General features: G+C 44.5%; 13 protein-coding genes. 12 read left to right on the top strand and 1 reads right to left on the bottom strand.

Going from position 1 to position 21,709, the window contains the following annotated elements:
• Positions 1 to 41 precede the first annotated feature (41 nt).
• The 6 genes from BUB16_RS13195 (at position 42) to BUB16_RS13170 (ending at position 9,848) form a co-directional block, all read left to right on the top strand.
• A complete protein-coding gene (locus BUB16_RS13195; protein WP_073065165.1) occupies positions 42 to 1,118 on the top strand; it encodes a FecR family protein in 1,077 nt (358 codons plus the stop codon).
• Positions 1,119 to 1,135: 17 nt separating this feature from the next.
• Positions 1,136 to 4,582, top strand: a complete 3,447-nt coding sequence (locus tag BUB16_RS13190; protein ID WP_139240304.1) for a TonB-dependent receptor — start codon at positions 1,136 to 1,138, stop codon at positions 4,580 to 4,582.
• 33 nt (positions 4,583 to 4,615) lie between these two features.
• Positions 4,616 to 6,187, top strand: coding sequence for a RagB/SusD family nutrient uptake outer membrane protein (locus tag BUB16_RS13185; protein WP_073065161.1), 1,572 nt, complete (start codon positions 4,616 to 4,618; stop codon positions 6,185 to 6,187).
• Positions 6,188 to 6,481: 294 nt separating this feature from the next.
• The gene (locus BUB16_RS13180; RefSeq protein WP_073065158.1) at positions 6,482 to 8,194 is read left to right on the top strand and encodes a GMC family oxidoreductase; all 1,713 of its coding nucleotides are present in this window, start codon (positions 6,482 to 6,484) and stop codon (positions 8,192 to 8,194) included.
• Positions 8,195 to 8,299: 105 nt separating this feature from the next.
• Entirely contained in the window at positions 8,300 to 8,917 is a 618-nt protein-coding gene (locus BUB16_RS13175) for a gluconate 2-dehydrogenase subunit 3 family protein (protein WP_073065153.1), read from the top strand.
• Between the two features lie 211 nt (positions 8,918 to 9,128).
• Positions 9,129 to 9,848, top strand: a complete 720-nt coding sequence (locus BUB16_RS13170) for a 3-keto-disaccharide hydrolase (protein WP_073065385.1) — start codon at positions 9,129 to 9,131, stop codon at positions 9,846 to 9,848.
• Positions 9,849 to 9,853: 5 nt separating this feature from the next.
• On the opposite strand, the gene BUB16_RS21550 is transcribed toward BUB16_RS13170, so the two are convergent.
• Entirely contained in the window at positions 9,854 to 10,006 is a 153-nt protein-coding gene (locus tag BUB16_RS21550; protein WP_170864388.1) for a hypothetical protein, read from the bottom strand.
• Between the two features lie 316 nt (positions 10,007 to 10,322).
• Between BUB16_RS21550 and BUB16_RS13165 the strand changes: the two genes are divergently transcribed.
• The 6 genes from BUB16_RS13165 to BUB16_RS13140 all read left to right on the top strand — a co-directional run bounded on the left by BUB16_RS13165 (position 10,323) and on the right by BUB16_RS13140 (position 21,515).
• The gene (locus tag BUB16_RS13165; protein ID WP_073065150.1) at positions 10,323 to 10,904 is read left to right on the top strand and encodes an RNA polymerase sigma-70 factor; all 582 of its coding nucleotides are present in this window, start codon (positions 10,323 to 10,325) and stop codon (positions 10,902 to 10,904) included.
• Positions 10,905 to 11,183: 279 nt separating this feature from the next.
• Entirely contained in the window at positions 11,184 to 12,239 is a 1,056-nt protein-coding gene (locus BUB16_RS13160; protein ID WP_084088276.1) for a FecR domain-containing protein, read from the top strand.
• Between the two features lie 92 nt (positions 12,240 to 12,331).
• Positions 12,332 to 15,712, top strand: a complete 3,381-nt coding sequence (locus BUB16_RS13155) for a SusC/RagA family TonB-linked outer membrane protein (protein ID WP_073065144.1) — start codon at positions 12,332 to 12,334, stop codon at positions 15,710 to 15,712.
• A gap of 18 nt (positions 15,713 to 15,730) precedes the next feature.
• Positions 15,731 to 17,422 carry a RagB/SusD family nutrient uptake outer membrane protein gene (locus tag BUB16_RS13150; protein WP_073065140.1) on the top strand — a complete coding sequence of 564 codons (1,692 nt, stop codon included), beginning with the start codon at positions 15,731 to 15,733 and terminating at the stop codon, positions 17,420 to 17,422.
• 94 nt (positions 17,423 to 17,516) lie between these two features.
• Entirely contained in the window at positions 17,517 to 18,899 is a 1,383-nt protein-coding gene (locus BUB16_RS13145) for a sulfatase-like hydrolase/transferase (RefSeq protein ID WP_084088273.1), read from the top strand.
• 66 nt (positions 18,900 to 18,965) lie between these two features.
• Positions 18,966 to 21,515, top strand: a complete 2,550-nt coding sequence (locus BUB16_RS13140) for a hypothetical protein (protein WP_139240303.1) — start codon at positions 18,966 to 18,968, stop codon at positions 21,513 to 21,515.
• Positions 21,516 to 21,709 lie beyond the last annotated feature (194 nt).

Genomic DNA, 21,709 nt, shown 5'->3' with positions numbered 1-21,709 from the left:
GAGGAACATTATAAACTGAGATTAGAAGTCACCGGTAATATATGAACTGGACGATACTGCACAAGTATTTGTCGGATGAATGCACCCAGGCAGAAAAAGAAAAGGTGGAGCACTGGATTCGTTCCGATCAACGAAATCAGGCGTTTTATGATTCTCTTGAAAAAATTTGGAGCATCGAGCCCGATCACAATATAAAGGTGGATGCTAAAGATGCCTGGAACTCTTTCAGGGAAAAAATTTCAGAGGAAAAGGAGGGGGAGGGCGAGTACGCATCTCAAAAAACGTTAACAGGCTTTCAATCCATTCAATCTGGCAAACCCGGAAGAAAAGGGTACAGGCGGCCGGTTGCCGTTTCCATTGCCGCAGCCATGATATTACTGGCCGGAGTTTTGATGTATTTTTTTCTGCCGAACTTCGGGGCAACCGATCAAGAACTTGCTCAAAAAAAATCCCAGATCCAGGAAATTTCAACGGAACTGGGACAGCGTACCTCGTTTCGGTTAGCGGATGGGACGCAGGTGTATTTGAATGCCGACAGCCGCGTTCAAATTCCATCAACTTTTGGAGACAGCATACGCAGTGTCCAGCTGCAGGGAGAAGCCTACTTTGATGTAGCGCGCGATCCGAGTGTCCCGTTCGTTGTCTATTCCGGTCATTCTTCCACCAGAGTTTTAGGAACACGATTTGGCGTTAAGGCCTATCCTCAGGATGAAAGAGTGCAGGTTGTTGTTGAAGAGGGAAAAGTGGCCCTGAGCTCTTCTGGCAGGTCTGCTGCCGAGGATCTTCACCTGACTGCCAATCAGGTGGGGTTACTGGGTTCTGACGGAGAGCCGCAGGTAACAAGGGTAAAAGGAGTTTCAGCTTATTTTGCATGGAAGGATGGCCGAATGGTTTTCGAATCAACTCCTTTCGAAAAAGTCATACCTCAACTGGAGCGGTGGTATAATGTTAAGATTGTAACGGATACCGCTCTTTATTCCCGGCAGGTGACAGCTTCATTTAGTGATGAACCCATGCTGGAGGTGATAAATATCCTCGCGCTCTCTCTCAATGCAGAATTTCAAAGAGACGGCCGAAATATCAGTTTTTATTTAAAAAATCATAAACAGGTAAACTAACAATTAACGGGGGTTTTATGATAGGACGAAACCGATTCAGAATTTACAGAAGGGGAATAAAATTAATCTGCTTTTTTGCAGTGTTTTTTTTCACCATGCATTCGTTGCAGGCTCAAGATACGACAGCCGGTAATGACGGCAGCCTTTTTACCAAGGCTTCTGTTTTATCCGGTATCGATTTAAACTACAGTCGTGCGACTCCTACATCTCTCAATAAAATGATTTCGCTGGAATTTGAGAATGTATCAATAAAGAACGCTCTTGAGAATATTGTCCGGAGGGCGGGCTTTCAGCTTTCATACAGTGACCAACAGGTTCCCTTGTCAAGGCACATAACAATAAATTTGCAAAATGTGACCATTAATAAAGCACTATGGAAAGTTTTGGAAGGGACGGGATTACGGTTTGCTTTGTCGCCGAACAATCATCTGGTTTTGACAAAACGGGAGGATTCTAAAAAAGAGGCTGCTGTGGAGGTTATTTCGGGGACCGTCACGGATGCCCAGACAGGAGAAACGTTGCCGGGCGTAAATATTTTGATCAAAGGGACTTCCACCGGGACTTCTACTAATACAGAGGGACAGTTTGAACTTGATGTTCCCTCTTTGCAGGACACCCTGGTTTTTTCCTTTATCGGGTACCAAACTCGTGAAGTACCGATCAACGGGCGGACTGTAATTGATGTGGCGCTACAGTCTCAAGCCGTATCGGGGGAGGAACTGGTTGTCACCGGTTATGGCGTTCAGAGGAAATCCGATGTCACCGGTTCAATCGGAATGGTATCCGGAGAGGAGTTGGAAAAACAACCTTCATTCAACGCCCTGCAGAGTTTAAGAGGTAAAGTAGCAGGAGTTAACATTTTTACCAATTCCGGTGCTCCCACCGGAAGCAACAGGGTAGTGATCAGGGGATCCGGGTCTATAAATGCCGATACGGACCCGTTATATGTTGTCGATGGTGTTGCAATGCAAAATGGCATTGAATATATGAATCCAAACGACATTGAAAGCATTGAAGTACTGAAGGATGCCTCAGCTACGGCCATTTACGGTTCAAGGGGAGCTAACGGAGTTATTTTAGTGACCACGAAGCGGGGTGATTCGGCCGGCGAAGGTGTTACTGTAAGTTATGATGGCTCTTTTAGTGTCGGTAGGATGCGGGGCCGCATGGATGCCATGAATGCTGAAGAGTTTATGGAGGTTCAGCGGATCGGCTATGAAAATGCCCCTCTGTTTGATGATTATGCACCGGGTGAAGAGCCTACCTTAGACCTTTCTCCCGATATAGGAACGTTGTTTGATGATCAGGGTAACCCTATTTATGATACCGACTGGCAGGATGCCGTCACGCGAACAGCTCTTTCACACAATCACCAGATAGGAGTACAATCGGGAGGAGAAGAGTCATCTTTCGGTGGATTTTTAAATTATACCAATAATGAGGGAATTATTCTCAATTCATGGATGAAACGCGCCAGCGCTAAAATTGTGTATGATGCCGATCCCACTGACTGGTTATCCATAGGAACAAACCTAACCGTAAATAAAACCTGGGAAAACAATATTGAAGAAGGAGGCGGTGGCCAGGAGATCCGCCGGACAATGATTGAGTTTGCTCCCATACTGCCGGTAAGATGGGAAGATGGTTCATATACGCACTTTAACGATGTGCAAAGCCTGACCCTTGAAGGCCAACCTAATCCGGTCCATCGCGCTCTGGAAGAAGACAGATTGCGGGATCGAATTCAACTGTTCGGTAATACCTTTGCTGAATTTCAGATTACGGGAAACTTAGAATTCCGTACGCAATTCGGAATAAATAATACCAATTTTGAAGCCCGTAACTACCAGCCGACTGACCTGGAATCTCCATCCACGTCGGTAGGAAATGCCAGCATAGAAAACAGTGAAACCACCTACTGGCAGAATGAAAATTATCTTACCTATATCATTGATAGCGGTAGCCACAGTCTTAACGCGGTCTTGGGAGCCAGCTGGCAGGGAACGGACTACAGAGCCAATTCTTCGGATGTGCGGGAGTTTCCCAACGATTTGTATCGCACCAACAATATTGATGCGGCAACCGACATTAACAGCATTCCGGCCTCCAATGCCTATGACTGGACAATGAATTCCTATTTTGTCCGCGGAAGCTATACCTATGATGAAACGTATAGCGCAACTTTTACGAGTAGATTGGACGGATCGTCCCGGTTCGGGGAAAACAATAAATATGGTTTTTTCCCATCGTTGGGACTGGGTTGGACGGCTTCAAACGAAGATTTTATGTCGGATATAGAATTTATCGACTATTTAAAGTTTAAAGGTTCCTTAGGTAAAACCGGCAATACTGAAATCGGAGTTTACCAGTCGTTATCGACCATAAGTTCAGGGACGGCCTTAATCGGGGGAACGCGTCGAACCTCCAGTAGTTTACAGAGGTTAGCCAACCCGGATCTGGAGTGGGAGAAAACCACCCAGTACAATGTCGGAGTGGAGCTCGACCTGTTCAACCAGATCGTATCGTTAGAAGCCGATTACTATTATAAACTCACGGATGATCTGTTGCTTGACCGTCCGATCCCGGCTACCACCGGCTTTGACGTGGTTATGGACAATGTGGGATCTGTATCGAACCGCGGGGTGGATTTTATGATGACAACCAACAATATTCGGACTTCAGACTTTTTCTGGTCTACTACTCTTAACTTTAATTACAACATCAACAGGGTTGAAAGTCTGGGCGCTGAGGATGAAGATATTTTCCCGGGTCCCAACTGGGTATCCGGAAGCCAGACGATACTCAGAGTAGGAGAGCCGATAGGCACCTTTTATGGGTTCAAGCGGATGGGTACATGGAATACCGACGAAGCGGAAGAGGCTGCTGATGCTGGTCGAATACCGGGAGAGGCCAAACGGTCGGAAGAGCGGCAAATTATCGGTCATGGCATGCCCGACTGGACCGGAAGTTTTTCCAACCAGTTTAATTTCGGAAACTTTGATTTTACGGCTGATCTGCAGTTTGTCTATGGCAGTGAAATCATGCAGCAGTTCTTACATACCGCCGAAGACCGGCAGGCGCTTACGAATGGGATCAGCACCCAACTGCATGATGCATGGACCGTAGACAATCAGGACACGCCCATTCAGCGAATCAGGCACCAGCCTATTTCCGGACAAAATACCCAGGCTGACAGTCACTGGATCGTCGACGGTTCCTATATCAGGGGGAATCTTTTCTCGGTAGGATATACGTTCGACCAGAATATGACCTCCCGGATGGGGGTGCAGCAAATGAGGATTACGGCAAGCCTGGAAAATGCATTTGTGATTCATCATCCCGACTTCAAAGGTCACGACCCCGAAGGGTCGTCATGGCAGGGAAATCCGAATACACAAAACATTTTCTTTTACCAGTATCCCAAGCCGCGAACATTTACCCTTGGAGTGAACTTCAGGTTTTAAACACGAATTTTTTAAAATACATATTCTAACATTATGAAGAAGTTAATTTTTGTTCTCGTATTGTCTTTTGGGGCGTTCAGTTCGTGTGATAACTTTTTGGCGGAAACCCCGAAGGATGAAATTTCTGTGGACCAGCTGCTGAATACGCCGGAAGGCGCCCGCGGACTGGTGAATGGGCTGTACCGGGATGGGCAGGGTCAGAGCTTTTACGATTCCGGGGGCTTCGGAGGTGCTGATGTCATGATGGGCGGCTACATGTCCGGCTATTTCGACAACGAAGGGAAGGGAGAACGCATACAGGGACAGGTCGCCCAGGACCTTCAGGTTGGTCCCGAAGTGTTGAATCAATTTTTTGACGGCTGGTGGTCGGGTCACTATGAAGTGATATCCAGGGCCAACACAGCCCTGAAATATATTCCGGATATGGCTGGATTATCTGACGACGAAAAGAATCAATTGCTGGCGGAAGCCCGTTTTTTCAGAGCTCTGAATTATTTCTCCCTGGTTAAATTTTTCGGCGATGTACCATTGGTTACGGAACCGGTAGAAGGGTTAGAGAATATAGAGGTGGAACGGACCAGTTCTGAAACGGTATATGATCAAATTATAGCGGATTTGGAGTGGGCACTGAACCAGGGATCATTAACCGAGGGAGCATTTTCGATGAACGGTTACCGGATAACGGAGGCCGCCGCTTCTACCCTGTTGGCCGAGGTTAATCTTCAAATGGCCGGTTATCCTCTTCAGCAGACTGCTCATTATGCCAATGCGGCCGAAGCTGCAAGAGCCGTTATCCAGTCCGGCACCCATGAATTGGTACAACACGGAGAATCCACAGAGGAGAGTGCTTATAATAAAATGCGTACCTCAGATACCGACCGGGAGTATATTTATGGGATCGAATATGAATCAGAGATCGATCCCAGCGAGTATCCCCGCATAACGGTTCCGGGCGTCATACGACCGGAAGGAATTAATTACGGGCGTACCTTAAATGCCTATCGGCCTATAGAAGAATTCACCCGGTTCTATAATCCGGATGAAGATCTTCGAATACAGAATAAACAGCTGTTTTATAATTCCCTCGAACGCGGCGGACAAGAATATCAATTTGGAGAGTGGGCTCCCTACCTGTGGTTCGAGGAAGATGCTATCTTTGAGACCGGCAGAGGGGGACGAGATATCAGAGTGTATCGCTATGCTGACGTCCTTTTAATTGCGGCGGAAGCGATCGCCCGTTCGGAAGGGGTCACCGGTGAAGCTGTTTCCTATCTTACGGATGTAAGAAATCGTGCTTACTGGCAAACGGACAGAAGTGAGATTGAAGCTTCTTTAACCGGACTTTCCGAGCAGGAATTCGTTGAGGAAGTTTGGAAAGAGCGACTTCGTGAATTGGCACTGAACTTTAAGATCTGGTCGGATATTCAGCGAACCCGGCAATACCCCGTACCCTCGGAAAGCAATCCGGGTGAGATCACCTTTGTTGATGTGGTCGGTCAATCCAATAACTGGGGACAAACATATGAAGAACATCATCTGTTGTACCCGCTTCCGGATGATGAAATCCAGACCAATCCTGCACTTGAACAAAATCCGGGGTATTAAACTTTCTTGGTGTTGGATTTGCATCTCGAATATATTTCGATTAGAATGCAACATTCTGTTTTAATAGTAGGAATAGAAAGCCAGTGTAATTTTTATTTACACACCAGTAGTTTTAGAAGGCTTTGAAAAATCAGGAATGTTAGTCAATATCAACCCCTGAGCGCATTCAAAACCCCAGCATACAAGGCCTATATGAGGGTGTTAAATGCGCAAAAATGCAGCGATTGGCCAAAAGAACCGTTTTGCAAAGCCTTCGTATAATTTGAGATATAACAAGTATACAGGATAATATTTATGCAGATTAAAGAAAGTCCCGAAGAGTATGATGTTTGTATTGTAGGTTCCGGAGCCGGGGGCGGAATGGCGGCCCATGAGCTTACCAAGGCGGGGGCAAATGTCGTTATGCTGGAAGCCGGGGGATGGTTCGATTCGGAGGATTTTGCCATGTTTACCTGGCCCTATGAGTCGCCCCGCCGCGGGGCCAGCACCCGACTGCAGCCCTTTGGAGAATTCGACGCCTGTTTCGGCGGTTGGGATATTGAGGGCGAGCCTTATACCCAAAAGAACGACAGTAATTTTGACTGGTTCCGGGGCCGCATGTTGGGGGGACGGACGAACCACTGGGGACGTATTTCGCTGCGTTTTGGTCCGGATGACTTCAACGGGAAGAGTATCGATGGACACGGAGATGACTGGCCCATTAACTACGAGGACGTCAAACCCTACTATGACCGGATTGATCGGCTGATCGGGCTTTTTGGAACGAACGAAGGTATTCCGAATGCCCCCGGAGGGATTTATATGGATCCCCCGGAACCGCGTTGCTATGAATATTTGATTAAGGATGCCTGCGATGATATGGGTATTCCATGTATTCCATCCCGTTTGTCGATTATTACGGAATCTCATAATGACCGAGCGGCTTGCCATTATTGCGGGCAGTGTAACCGCGGTTGTTCCACGCATTCTAACTTTTCGTCGCCCTCCGTATTGCTTCCCCCGGCCCTGGATACCGGGAATCTGGAAATTAGGACCGGCGCTATGGTTCGCGAGGTGACGTATAGCGATGGCAGAGCCACGGGGGTTTCGTATGTTAATAAGGAGGACAAGCAAGAGTATAAAGTTCGGGCGAAGGTCGTAGTGTTAGCAGCCAGCGCCTGCGAATCCGCCCGGTTGCTTTTGAATTCAAAATCTGCTGATTTTCCCAATGGGCTTGCCAATTCGAGCGGAGTGGTTGGGAAATATCTCAATGATTCGACCGGGACATCGGTTATGGGGCTTATCCCGGACCTCATGAATGCGCCTGCTCACAATGAAGATGGTACCGGCGGAATGCATTTGTACATCCCCTGGTGGGAAGACAACAGCAATTTAGACTTTGCCCGGGGTTATCACGTAGAACTGTGGGGTGGACGCGGTATGCCGAGCTACGGGTTTATGGGGGGGATCCAGAATTATACCGATATTTATGATGATCGTCCCAAAGGCGGTGGTGGCTATGGAAAACAGTTAAAAGAAGATTACCGTCGCTATTATGGCTCCATGGTTGGCTTTTCAGGCCGGGGCGAAGCTATTTCCTATGAAGATAACTATTGTGAAATAGATCCGAATGTGGTAGATGAATGGGGAATTCCGGTATTGCGATTTAATTATGAGTGGAGCGATCAGGAGTATAACCAGGTAAAACATATGCAGGAGACTTTTCACCGTATTATAGAAGAGATGGACGGAACCCCGCTGTGGGATATTCCTCCCAAAGAAGAGGGATACGGCATTACCAATCCCGGTGAAATTATCCATGAGTGCGGCACCACCCGAATGGGTGAGGATCCCGATACATCGGTACTTAACGAATATTGTCAGGCACACGATGTTCCCAACTTATTTGTTGCCGACGGGGGACCCTTTGTATCTATGGCCCATAAAAATATCACATGGACTATTTTGGCCTTGTCGATGAGAACCTCGGAGTATATAGCTGATCAAATGAATAAAGGAAATCTATAATTATAGCCGTGAGTCATAAGTCCTACAGTAGTGAGAAGCCCTTGATTAATCTCCGGTGCTTTTTACTTGTGACTTGCGACTCATGACCAAAGACGAACAAACACTATGGACAGAAGAGATGCGATAAAAACGTTGTCCCTGGGAACGCTGGCAGCCAGTTTCGCGATGACCGGCTGCGAGCAGGCTCCCGAAGAAGCGGCTAAACAGCACAAGTTCTGGAAGCACGTAACGGAAGAGGACCTTGAGAAGTGGGAAACGCAGTTTTTTACCGACCATGAGTTTGAAACAGTACGGCAATTGGCCAACATGGTTATTCCGGCCGATGAGCGTTCGGGGAATGCCGAAGATGCCGGCGTTCCGGAGTTTATCGATTTCATGATGCTGGATCGTCCCGAAAACCAGACGCCGATCCGCGGAGGACTGAGCTGGCTGGATGTACAGTGCCAGAAACGGTTCAATAAGAAATTTATAGACTGCACGGAGCAAGAGAAAACCGAAATGCTTGATGAGATTGCCTACCCGGATGTGGCGAGACCCGAAATGCAGCCGGGCGTTACCTTTTTTAACCGGTTCAGAGATTTGGTGGCCTCCGGTTTTTGGTCTAGTAAAATCGGAATTGAAGATATCGGCTATATGGGCAACCAGCCCTACGACTGGCAGGGCTGTTCTCACGAAGCCCTTGAACATATCGGTCTCGCTGATAAAAAAAGAAGTACCGCCTGAGTGCTTCCGGTGTTGCTGGGAAAGGATTGCCGGGATTAAAATAAATGCTCGCTGATTAAAAAACAGGAATATAAGGAGTGCAGGCGTAATCACCGGGAAACCCTGGAGAAAATAGAATCGATAGCGACGGGATACATGTTGATCCTTTTTTAATAAGAGAAAGAAAATTATTAACCTGTTTTTAACTAAATACGATAATTATATGAATGCTATGAAATTTTTATCCGTGCTAAGTTTATCGCTGGGACTGCTCATCACAAGCAGTTGCATGAGCCAGGCCCAGCATAATGAATTATCAGAGGAAGAAAAAGACGAGGGCTGGACTTTGCTCTTTGACGGGGAGACAACCGACCGGTGGCGGGGCTATAACAAGGAAGCTTTTCCGGAGCAGGGATGGACCTTGGAAGAGGGCAATTTAGTGGTACTGTCGGATGGAGGGGGCGGAGACATCATTACCCGGCAAAAATATGGCGACTTTGAGCTGAAATTGGAATGGAAAGCGGCCAAAGGTGCGAACGGGGGTATTTTCTACCGGGCTATGGAGCAGCCGACCCAGCCTATCTATTGGTCGGCCCCGGAGGTACAGATCCTGGACAATGAAAATCATCCCGATGCCGAGCGGGGAGAAAACGGCAATCGCAAGGCGGGATCCCTGTATGACCTGATTCCCGCGCAACCACAGAATACGAACCCTTTTGGCCAGTGGAATTCCGTGAAAATAGTAGCGGACGGGTCTAATATCGAGCACTGGCAAAACGGGGAGAAAGTAGTGGAATATGAACTGTGGACCAACGAGTGGTACGAGATGATCCGCAACAGCAAGTTCCGTGAGCATCCCGAATTCGGCGACGCCCGGGAAGGCTATATAGGCTTGCAGGACCATGGAAACAGGATAGAATTTCGCAATATCAAAGTTAAGGAGCTTGAATAAGATTTTTATCCGACTTCCTGAAGCGCAAAGTTGATTCTGAGTTTCCGACACAGGCGTTGCAATTCCTTGCGCGTAGCCTCCTCGACCGAGATGCCCCGGCTCCGGCACTGTTGGGTTTTCCGGTGAGACTGCTCCCCGGGAATCAGGATCTGGTCCATTCCAGATATTTATCGTAAAGCTTTTTTTACGGGGACTTATCTATAGATTCTGATAAAATAATAAAAAATAGGGTTGCCTCATTCTGTACAGTTACTTTATTCATTCAAAAGGAAAAGCCCATTATTGTTACCCCGATTGTTATCCGGCTTGATCCAAAAATTTTCATAGACAAATTTTTAATGTTTCACCTTTTGAGACAGGAAAAAGGGAATAATTTTATCCTTGATTATAATATTGTTTAACAAATTTATTTGTTTTTTAGGAAAAAGTTGCTTTTTTAAAAGTGGTTTTTGATTGCTTATTTAAAAAAGTTGGATGGATGCAGAAGACTACAACGAAAAGAACTGGATAGATAATGTTCAGCAAGGGGATGAGAAAGCTTTTGAACGACTATTTAAGAAATACTTTTATGATTTGTCTCGTTTTGCCTGGCGGTATGTAAAATCAAAGGCTGTTGCAGAGGAATTAGTCCAGGAAGTTTTTGCCGATATTTGGGATAACAGGAAAGTGTGGAATCCGACCAGTTCTCTAAAACTTTATCTTTACCAGTCTGTCAAGCACCAGGCGCTGGATTACCTGAAACATGAGCAAGTACGGGATGAATATGATCCCCAGTGGAGGGAAAAGAGAGAGCATCCCACCATACGTTTGCAGGATACCCGCCGAGAAGAACAGATTCGAAAAGCCATAAACAAAGAAATAGAGGCGCTCCCGCCCCGAAGTAAGATGACCTACAAATTACACCGGCATGATGGCTTAACCTATAAAGAGATTGCCGAAGTGATGGATGTTTCGGTGAAAACGGTGGAGTCACAAATGACCCGAACGTTAAAACGACTGCGGAAGCGTCTGTCCTACCTGCTGCCCTTTCTTCTGATTGCTTCTCTGACCGTATAACCACCCCCCCCCTTATTTTACAAGAGCTTTATTTGGACACTTCGTGCCAGTCAACTCCTGAGACTCGGATTAACTTCCGATATAAAAAAGATTTTAAAGTGTGATTGCAGGAATTATTGATAACAGCGCCAGGAGGGAATGAATGAGATTTGCAAGCGGCCTGTTAAAGTATTTTTAAATTTTTACCGCATGATTTAAAAATTAATTGAAAATAAATTGCAGGGTCCTGAATTTTTCAATCGTCTTATTAACAAAGGTATTAAAAAAATGATTTGAAAGATGCCAACAGCAGATATGTGGAGATTGATACAGCGCTATGTTACCGACCGGTGTTCCGTATCAGAAGAACGAAAGGTAGAGCGCTGGATGGAGGAAGATCCGGCCAACAGAAAATTGGTTGAAGAGCTGGAGCAAATTTGGTCGCTTACCCCGGAAGAAGATTTTGAGATGAGTGTCCAGGATGCCTGGGACCGTTTTCGGATTCGAGAAATGAGAGGTCCTCTGTCGAATAAAAAGAAAAGAAACAGAACCAGAACTTCGTCGGGCAGTCGCCGCATGGTAACAATGTTTCGAGCGGCAGCCGCTATATTGCTAATGGTCTTTGTCGGATTTTTTTCCTGGCAATACCTGGCTGATCAAGGGACAGAAGAACAAACATATCAAGAGCAGAAACAGAATATTGAGACTCAAAAGGGTGAAAAAGCACAGATATCATTTTCTGATGGGACGGTCGTGACGTTGAACGCCGCCAGTTCCTTGCGTTATCCGAAACAATTTAAGGGATCAAAACGAGAGGTATATCTGACGGGTGAAGCCTATTTTGAGGTAGCCTCCAATGCGGATAAATCCTTTGTCGTTCATACCAGTAGAGCAGATGTGGAGGTACTTGGTACGAAATTTAATGTTCGGGCCTGGAAAGAGGATGCCGCCGTTGATGTGGGGGTACGTGAAGGAAAAGTAGCGGTTAGCACAGCTGAAAACGGCAGGCAGAGGGACAGAGTACTGCTTGGCAGAGGACAGTTTACGAGTGTAATAGAAGGAGAGGGAATTTCAGACGTTCGGAATATAGACGTTGATAAGCATCTTCTTTGGCTGAATGGAGGGATGTATTTTGATAATGTCCCCTTCAAACAAGTATTCCTCCAGATTGAACGAAAATTTGATGTTCATATTTCTGTATCAGCCACTGAGAGTATCCTGGAGGTGCCTTTTACCAGTACCTTCAGAGACAGGGAATTAAGCAAGATCTTACAAGTACTATCTGCTTCTATGAAAATGGAGTACCGGCGGGAGGGGAATGAGATAGAATTTTACAGGCCCAAAAACAGTAACTGATTATTTTTTTCCGATAGGGGAATTAGCAGGGATAAATACATTGAAAACAGTGGGTGTTTAAAATGTTAAAGTTAAATAGTGGAGACAGACAAATGGATAAGTGGATACGGTATATTCGATGCGGATTAACATGCCTGATTATTGTTGGATTTCTACCAGCAGATCTGGAGGCGCTGCAAGTTCAGAATAATCAAAAATATACATACAATGAAATATCGTATGCAACAATACTGGATGAATACGAAGCTTTTTATAAGACCGATTTCGACACAAAGATCAGCGTTGTAGTGGATGGGCTGACTGTTGAAGAAGCCCTAAGGGAAATCGCTGATATTACCGGGATGAAGCTGACTTATCGCGGTGATATTATGGAAAGAAAGGAGGTAACATTGGTGAATAACAAGATAAGCGTCAGTGATGCCCTGGATTATGTACTACAGGGAACGAAGCTTGATTATCTGTTTTCACGGGATGGCTATTTACTGGTATATGACTCCGAAGAGGAGCTGTTGAAGATTCAAGCTCAGGAAGAAATAAGCGGTACGGTTACTGATGCTCAATCGGGCGAAACACTTCCGGGGGTTAATGTCATCGTAAAGGGAACGACTACCGGGACTTCTACCGACAGTGACGGTGCATTTGAGTTAACCGTGGAGTCGCTGCAGGATACGCTTATCTTTTCTTTTGTTGGGTATCAAACCCGGGAAGTGCCGATTAACGGGAGGACGGAGATTGATGTAGCCCTGCGGACACAGGCTATTGCCGGTGAGGAATTGGTTGTTGTGGGGTATGGTACTCAGCAACGAGAAAATGTAACTGGTTCAATTAAACAGATCTCAGGTGATGATATCGCTGAGCAGGCTGCTGTGCAGACTTCATCGGCATTAATGGGCAAAATTTCAGGTACGCAGGTTATTCAAAACTCTGGTCAACCGGGAGAAAACCAAGGAACCATCCGAATAAGAGGAACCGGAACCCTGGGTAATTCCAATCCATTGGTTCTAATTGACGGGGTTGAGGGAAGTATTGATGATGTTTCCTCTTCTGATATCGAAAGTATATCTGTATTAAAAGATGCTGCAGCTGCTTCGGTATATGGGTCAAGGGCGGCTAATGGCGTGATATTGGTGACTACCAAACGAGGTCTGGAAGGAAGGGTACAAGTTGGCTATAGGGGATTTGTCGGATGGCAAGAAGCTACAAGACAGCCAGAGTTTGTTGAAGGTAAAAGATTCATGGAGTTAGAAAATATTGGTGCGACTAATTTGGGTAAAGATCCTATATGGTCAGAGAGTTATATTCAAGAATGGGAAAATAATTACCAGTCAGATCCGGATAACTATCCCAATACAGATTGGGTGGATGCTGTATTTTCAGCCCCCGGATTTCAGCAGAAACAGAATTTGGATATTTCGGGTGGGAATGAATTAATACGTTATATGGGATCATTAACATATGATGAAGAAAACGGCAATATACCTAACTTTTCGTTTAAGCGGTATTCGGTGCGCTTGAATACCGATGTAACGGTCTCTGAAAAATTTGACTTTGCCGTAGATCTTAATGTACAAAGAGGTGATAGACGAGAACCGGCAGAAGGGCTTAACCATATTACCCAAGATGCTTACAGAGTTCCGCCTGTATATGCAGCCCAATACTCAAATGGCGGGTGGGGACCAGGGTGGAATGGTGATAATCCTGTCGGTAACGTACACGAGGGAGGTATAACAATGAATGAATCTTCGAAAGTTCGTGCCCGCTTAAATGCTTCCTATCAACCTGCGGAAGCAATTGAGATAAACTTAATGTATTCACCCGAATATCAGGCAGGTTTTTATAAGCGCATGAGAAAACAATTTGAGATAGTTGATCCCAACACAGGTGAAGTTGTAAGCATTCACCCGAGCAAAAATGAGCTCTCTCAAAATTTTTCCAGGAATTTTGAAAATAATATAAATTTAACCGTCGATTACGATCAAAGCTTGGAGAATCATAATATCAGTCTTTTGGGCGGGTATGAATTCATACATTTCCGCACCGATTATTTTGATGCATACAGGGATAATTTTCCACTGCAGGATTTTGAACAGTTGAATGCCGGTTCACAATCGAATATGCAAAATTCAGGAAGTGCAGCAGAATGGGCATTGCAGTCGTTATTCGGTCGGGTAAACTACGATTATCAAAATAAATATCTGCTTGAAGCCAACGTAAGATATGACGGATCTTCCAGATTCACAGAGGATAATCGATGGGGTATTTTTCCTTCATTTTCTGCAGGATGGGTGATTTCTGAAGAATCATTCATGGAAACTGCTGAGTTTATCAGCAGTTTGAAAATAAGAGGTTCATGGGGACAGCTTGGAAATCAACAAATAGGTAACTATCCCTTCGCCTCTGTTGTAAATCTTGGGCAGAACTATATATTCGGAGGAAATACGGTGACAGGGGGCGCTCAATTAGATTTGGCTAATGCGAATATCTCATGGGAAGAGACTACGACATTGGATATAGGAATTGATGCCAGCCTATTTAATGATCGTTTTGACTTTACCTTTGATTACTTTAAGCGGATTTCCAGTGATATACTTTTGCAGCTGCCCGTACCCCGCATTATCGGTTTAAATGCACCTTTTCAAAATGCTGCGGAGGTACAAAATAAGGGTTGGGAGTTTGAAGCTGGCTATAACGGAAATATCGGTACTGATTTCTCATATAGTATAGCTTTTAATCTGTCCGATGTTAATAATGAGGTGACTGATCTTAAAGGAGCAGGACCCTTTATTGATGGTAATGAAATTATCCAGGTAGGGGATCCAATAAATGCAATCTACGGATATGAGTCGGATGGATTGTTCAATTCCCAAAATGAGATTGAAGAACATGCGACGCAATCAGGACAAGTTGCACCCGGGGATATTAAGTATGTGGACCAGGATGGGAATGGGAGTATCAATTCGGATGACAGGGTAATAATAGGCGACCCTTTCCCCTCCTTTAATTATGGAATAGATTTGTCGGCAAGCTATAGAAATTTTGATGTTTCTGCTTTTTTTCAAGGGGTTGGAAGCAGGGATGTAATGTTACAAGGTGATGCCGTTTGGGCCTTATGGAATGCTGGTAAGATACGAACCTGGCAGGCAGACGATTATTGGACTCCAAATAATACAAACGCCAGCTATCCAAGGCTGACACAGACGACCAGCCATAATAACTTTAGGGCTACTGACTATTGGGTCTATGATGCTTCCTATTTGAGGTTAAGAAGCATGCAAATAGGATATAATCTTCCTACTGAATTGACAAGTAGTCTCGCTATAAGAAACGCCAGGATCTTCTTTTTAGGTCAGAATTTGTTCACCTTATTTGATGATTTGCCTCAAGGAGTAGATCCCAATGTGCCTAATGGTACATCTGGTGCCTATTACCCGGTTACAAGATTGATGAGCGTAGGTATAGATATAGAATTTTAATTCGAAATAATGACTCTCATGAATAAGTTAAATATTTTACTGCTTTTAGTACTGAGTTTTACGGTTCTTTTTTCTTGCCAGGATGAACTCAATCAAGCACCTTTGGATGCACCTTCAGATGTGAATTTTTTCTCTAATGAAAGCGAGTTGGAAGTGGCAATAAATGGGGTGTATGAAAATATTTGGTGGCAGAGTAGGGGGATACCTGCTTGGGAAGAGATTGACAATACCACTGATATTGGTTTCTTAAGAGGAAGTGGTTTACAGGATTTGGCAACGGGCGCTCATTCCTCCGAAACCGGCCTTTTTGAATCTACCTGGAATCATTTTTATAGCGGCATTGGAAGGGCAAACAATTTGCTGGATAAAATGTCCCGGGCTGAAGACAAAGTCTCAGAAGAATTCTATGCAAGAATTCAAGCCGAGGCCAGATTTTTACGTGCTTATTTCTACCATTATTTAATAGAGTTCTATGGAGATGTACCTTTGATAACAGAAATTCCATCATTGGAAGAATCGCAAATTGGCCGTTCTCCTAAAAGTGAAGTGGTAGATCAGATTATGGGTGATTTAAATTTTGCTGCAGAAAACTTACCTGCAAACTGGTCGGGAGACGATGAAGGCCGTGCTACACAAGGTGCTGCTCTTGCTTTAAAAGCGAGGGTTGCATTGTATAATGAAGATTATGGGACAGCTGCTCAAGCCGCTGAAGAGGTCATTGCATCAGGTGAATATTCTTTGTACCCGGACTATGAAGGACAATTTCAATATGAAGGTGTTCGTAGTTCAGGAGTGATTTTCGATGTCCCTTATAGCCAGGGAGTTGAGACGACAAGTATCCCCAGACGATTTGGCCCAAGAAATTTGGGGGCATGGAGCACTAATGTACCTTCTCAATATATGGTGGATTCTTATCAGGCCAGTGATGGAGAACCGATTGATGATTCATCCGTTTACGATCCATCAAATCCATTTGAAAATAGAGATCCACGCTTGGATGCTTCAATTGTCCGACCTCAAAGTGTGTTTGCAGGATATGTATTCGAAACGCATCCGGACAGTACGGAAACATGGCAAATCGTAGGAACGGACAGTATTAGAGTTAGTAATCAGGATGTGACAAATCCATTCGCTACTTTCACCGGTTATTTATGGCGTAAGTATCTGGCTGAAGAAGATTTCCCGGGAAACATTGACGCATCTACATTGAATTGGATTCTAATACGATATGCAGAAGTATTATTAACCTATGCTGAAGCTAAAATTGAGAATAATGATATTGATCAATCGGTATTAGATGCAATGAACCGAGTAAGGGCAAGAGCCTATGAAGTTGATCCATCTGCAACCAGTGAATATCCTGCAGTGGTCACTATGAATCAAACAGAACTTCGCAGAGAGATACGGTATGAACGTAAGGTCGAATTGGCGAACGAAGGATTTAGACTATTTGATCTTCGTCGTTGGGGGATAATAGAGGAGGTAATGACGGGTGATTTGGTTGGACGACCGCGTGGTGCATATAGTGAGATAGAAAGTGCCCCCGAAATTGATGAAGATTTGGGTTATCATCCGGATTATGGGGCACTAAAGGATCAGTATCGAAGTGTATTACCCTTAGGGTTCGATCCGGACAGGGATTATCTATGGCCTATCCCGCAAGCTGAGCTGGACGTGAATGATGAAATAGAACAAAATCCAAATTACTGATGATTGAGTAGCTATTAAAGGAAATGCCGGTAGATGGATATATAGCGCTAAAAGATAAGTTGGATGTCTGCCGGCACCTTCTGGATATATTATTATGGTTAGTAAAAGATATTTATTTATAATTCTGTATTTATTTTTGATAGGTGCTTGTTCTGATAACAGAGAATCTCCTAATTTTATTATTGTATATACCGATGATCAACGATTTGATGCGCTTGGAGCAAATGATAACACGAATATTTTGACTCCCTCACTTGATTCTCTGAGCCGGTCCGGAATTAATTTTAAAAATGCGTTTGTAACACTTTCGATTTGCAGTCCAAGCAGGGCCGCCTTACTGACTGGCAGGTATGGTTCAGCGAATGGAGTTACCACGTATAATAAAAATCCGACTATTAATGATGATGAGAGGACAATCCCCGATTATTTTAATGATGTTGGGTACCAGACAGCAATGGTTGGGAAGTGGCATTTAGAGAATTCACCGAAGGATATTGGCTTCGATTTTTACAGCTATTTTATTTCTAATGGGTCGTGGTATAATCGAAAAGTATTTGAACAGGGAGAAGAGAAAACGGCAAGTGGTTTTATAGAGGATTATAATGCGGCCCAGGCAATAGAATTTTTGAAGAATAGAAATAATCATGAGCCTTTTGTTTTATTTCTCAATCCTCAACTGCCTCATTTAGACCATAATCACGAATGGGATGCTCGCAAAGAAACTATTAAGAAATATGAGAATATTAATTTAGACCCACCCCAAGATTGGAAAGATGACTTGTCAGGCAAACCGCCGTACCTGAAAACAGGCCGGCATAGGCAATTGGCTGTCGATTATGGGTATCGGGACCGCGATACTCTGGCAAATCTAACCAAACGCTATTACGCAGCTATAACAGATATGGATACTGCTTTAGGAAGGGTCTTTCAATATGTGGATCAAGAGGGTTTAGATGAGAATACATATATTTTTGTCCTATCGGATAATGGCTGGTTTATAGGGGATCATATGTTTACGAGTAAAGTCCTCGCTTATGAAGAGTCTATACGCGTTCCTTTTTTTGTTAATGGTCCGAACATAGAACCGGGAACAAACGAACATATGGTTCTGAATATTGATATTTTGCCGACCCTTATGGAACTGGCTGATATTGAGATTCCTAATAAGATTCATGGTAGGAGCCTTTTGCCTTTGCTTCAACATGAAGAGAAAATTCAGTGGAGAGATCGGTTTTATTATGAAGCCCCTGAACCGCAGCTGGGGAGTTGGCCTCTTCATGCCGTTCGGACTCAACGTTACAAATATATTCGGACCTATGAATTAAATGATAGGGATAAAATAGCCTATGAAGAGCTGTATGACCTGGATAGCGATCCTCATGAATTGACTAACGTAATTGATGATGAAAAGTATCGTTCCGTAGTTAAAGAGCTTTCCCGGGATATGGATAGTCTAAGGGGAAAATTTAATAACTGAAAATCGGGAAATTAACTTATAAAGCTACATAGGATGAAAAATATTGGTGATAAGGGAAAGACTATAATGGAAGAAATTTCAAGGAAGGATTTTATAAAAACAACTTCTTTGGTAATGGGCGGGGGAATCATGTTGAGCTCTTTGCCGATTAAGGGGCTGGATAAGTGGGATAATGGAAAAAAAACTTGCTTAAATATAAGTGGCCGGTATCCACATTTAGCCATGTTTAATCACGGAGGAGAGTGTGGTATTGGTGCTGTGGTCCCCTGGGCCGATCGACTGTGGGCCGTAACCTACAGTCCTCATCATCCTTATGGTAATGACCATGACGGGCTGTATGAAATTACTCAGAATCTTGACATCATTAAACGGAAAGAATCTATTGGTGGAACTCCAGCCAATCGGATGATTCACCGGGAATCAAATCAACTGTTTATCGGGCCTTATGCCATAGATAAAGATCGAAATGTTCGTCCCATCCCTTATGATAAGATGCCCGGTCGCCCAACCGCTAATGCACGGCATCTTACCCAGCCTGCGGATAAAATTTATTATATGACGATGGAGGAGGGAATGTATGAAATAGATGTCAAAACACTCGAAGTTAATACGCTCTATCGCGATCAGAATGTAGCTCCCGGACAATCCGGTCAACAAGATGATCCCGGTTATACGGGATATCGGTCCATGGGCGGAGAACGTTTGCCTGGATACCATGGCAAAGGAGGATATACTGGGCAGGGACATGTAATTTATGCAAACAACGGACGAATCGGTGGAGGTGATATGACTGATTTTACGTTGCCTTCGGGGTGTTTGGCCTCTTGGGATGGAGAAGATGAGGAATGGCAGGTTATTGAGAATCGGCAGTTTACAGAAGTAACCGGGCCAGGCGGAATTTATGGTAACATGAATGAAGAAGATCCCCTATGGAGCTTGGGATGGGATTATCGATCGTTGATACTGAAAATATGTGAAGACGGGGAATGGGATACTTTCCGGTTGCCCAAAGGAGACTACAGTTATGAGGGTTTGCATGGATGGCATACGGAGTGGCCCCGTATTCGTCAGGTGGGACCGGATGGGCAGTACTTGATGAATCACCACGGAATGTGGTTTGAGTTCTTTGGTGATTTTTCCGGGAATAACTATCGCGCTCCCGCTCCCATAGCAAGTCATCTGAAGATTAGCGGAGATTTTGCACGATGGAATGATAAACTTGTCTTTGCCTGTGATGATGCGGCTTTAAGTACTTTTGGAGAATGGGAAAGCTTAGTTGGGCAATCGCAGTCCAACTTGTGGTTCACAAAATGGGAAGATTTAAAAAATAACGGGCGTCCCTATGGTTTTGGCGGCCCGTGGCTTCATGACAGTATCGAAGCCGGTACTCCGTCCGATTCCTATTCCTTTAAAGGATTTTCAAACAGGCAGCTCCATATTAGCCATAAGAATAGATATGGCATATCATTTGCAGTGGAGATTGATCGCAGAGGATCTGGCAATTGGGAGAAACTAACTGAGATAAATATACCTCCATTCGGTTATGTTCATCATTCATTTTCGGAAGGATTGGAAGCTGAGTGGATCCGGTTGATTCCCAATAAGGGAGGTAAGTACGTTACAGCATATTTTCATTTTGGCACCGGCGGCGGAGTAATTCATAACCCTGATCTTTTTCAAGCGTTGGCACCGGCTGCACCTGATGTACCCCGAAACGTCGGCTTGGTCCGCCCTCGCGGTGAAGATCGTGGGACGCTCGAATTTGCCGCATGGACTGTAAACAGCAAAAATCAGGCTAAGGAAGCGGGTTATTATGAAATAGGAGAAGATATGAACCTGCATCGGGTAAAAGATCCCCAAGCTCATAAAAAGCTAAAGGAAGAAGCAGGAATTGATACTCCTGAATTTACGGTAGATTTGGCCTCCGTTATTGTAAAAGATCAAAATGGACGCCCTTATCGTCTGCCTAAAGGAGATTCTGCATTTGATTCGGCCACCGATTTTGGTTGGCCCCGAAACCGTCGGGAAGTCGTTACCGAACGAGACCTCTTTAATGCTCATGGCATTTTGTATTACTTACCCCGGCCTAATTCTGGAGGTATTGCTCATATTAAACCCATTACTACTCATAATAAACGAATCACTGATTTTTGTTCCTGGAGGGGGATGTTAGTGTTAGCTGGTTGTCAAAATAATATAAGTGACGAAAGTGAACATTTTTTTAAAAGTGATGACGATAAAGTGGGTTTATGGGCTGGCGATGTGGATGATCTCTGGAAGTTGGGGAAGCCCACCGGGATCGGTGGACCCTGGAAAAATGCTAAGGTTTATGCCGGCAATCCTTCCGAACCTTATTTAATGACAGGATTTGACGAAAAAATCTTAACCTTATCACATGATATTGACAGTCCCGTTCGGTTTGACATCGAAATTGATTTTGCTATGAATGTTGATATGGTGGGAGATGACTATAACAGATGGCACAAATTTAAAAAAATAACGGTAGAACCGGGTCAATCAAAAGAATTTAAGTTTCCAAAGGGGTTCAGCGCCCACTGGGTAAGGTTAAAAGCAAATAAAGAATGTAGAGCATCAGCGATTTTTATTTATAACTAAATAGGCTGTTTTAAACATGAGAATACTTTTTGTATTACTTATTACCCTGCTATTTATGGAACCAGCGTTTGCTCAGAAGAAAAGTTCCGACACTGATATTAAAACCAATATTAGCGGTGTTGTCCCAGAGACGGCCATGGTAGCGGATCATGCTCCCCGAACGGAAGCCGGGATCGGGGCGTTGATGCCGTGGG

The sequence above is a fragment of the Fodinibius roseus genome, assembly GCF_900129315.1.
In the GTDB taxonomy this organism is placed as follows: Bacteria; Bacteroidota; Rhodothermia; order Balneolales; family Balneolaceae; genus Fodinibius; species Fodinibius roseus.
The sequence above is the reverse complement of the archived record's forward strand: the minus strand, read 5'-3'. Positions and strand labels throughout refer to the sequence as shown.

Coding starts and splice junctions, on each gene's coding strand:
- BUB16_RS13195 (WP_073065165.1), top strand. CDS start 42: ATGAACTGGACGATACTGCACAAGTATTTGTCGGATGAATGCACCCAG.
- BUB16_RS13190 (WP_139240304.1), top strand. CDS start 1,136: ATGATAGGACGAAACCGATTCAGAATTTACAGAAGGGGAATAAAATTA.
- BUB16_RS13185 (WP_073065161.1), top strand. CDS start 4,616: ATGAAGAAGTTAATTTTTGTTCTCGTATTGTCTTTTGGGGCGTTCAGT.
- BUB16_RS13180 (WP_073065158.1), top strand. CDS start 6,482: ATGCAGATTAAAGAAAGTCCCGAAGAGTATGATGTTTGTATTGTAGGT.
- BUB16_RS13175 (WP_073065153.1), top strand. CDS start 8,300: ATGGACAGAAGAGATGCGATAAAAACGTTGTCCCTGGGAACGCTGGCA.
- BUB16_RS13170 (WP_073065385.1), top strand. CDS start 9,129: ATGAAATTTTTATCCGTGCTAAGTTTATCGCTGGGACTGCTCATCACA.
- BUB16_RS21550 (WP_170864388.1), bottom strand. CDS start 10,006: ATGGACCAGATCCTGATTCCCGGGGAGCAGTCTCACCGGAAAACCCAA.
- BUB16_RS13165 (WP_073065150.1), top strand. CDS start 10,323: ATGGATGCAGAAGACTACAACGAAAAGAACTGGATAGATAATGTTCAG.
- BUB16_RS13160 (WP_084088276.1), top strand. CDS start 11,184: ATGCCAACAGCAGATATGTGGAGATTGATACAGCGCTATGTTACCGAC.
- BUB16_RS13155 (WP_073065144.1), top strand. CDS start 12,332: ATGGATAAGTGGATACGGTATATTCGATGCGGATTAACATGCCTGATT.
- BUB16_RS13150 (WP_073065140.1), top strand. CDS start 15,731: ATGAATAAGTTAAATATTTTACTGCTTTTAGTACTGAGTTTTACGGTT.
- BUB16_RS13145 (WP_084088273.1), top strand. CDS start 17,517: ATGGTTAGTAAAAGATATTTATTTATAATTCTGTATTTATTTTTGATA.
- BUB16_RS13140 (WP_139240303.1), top strand. CDS start 18,966: ATGGAAGAAATTTCAAGGAAGGATTTTATAAAAACAACTTCTTTGGTA.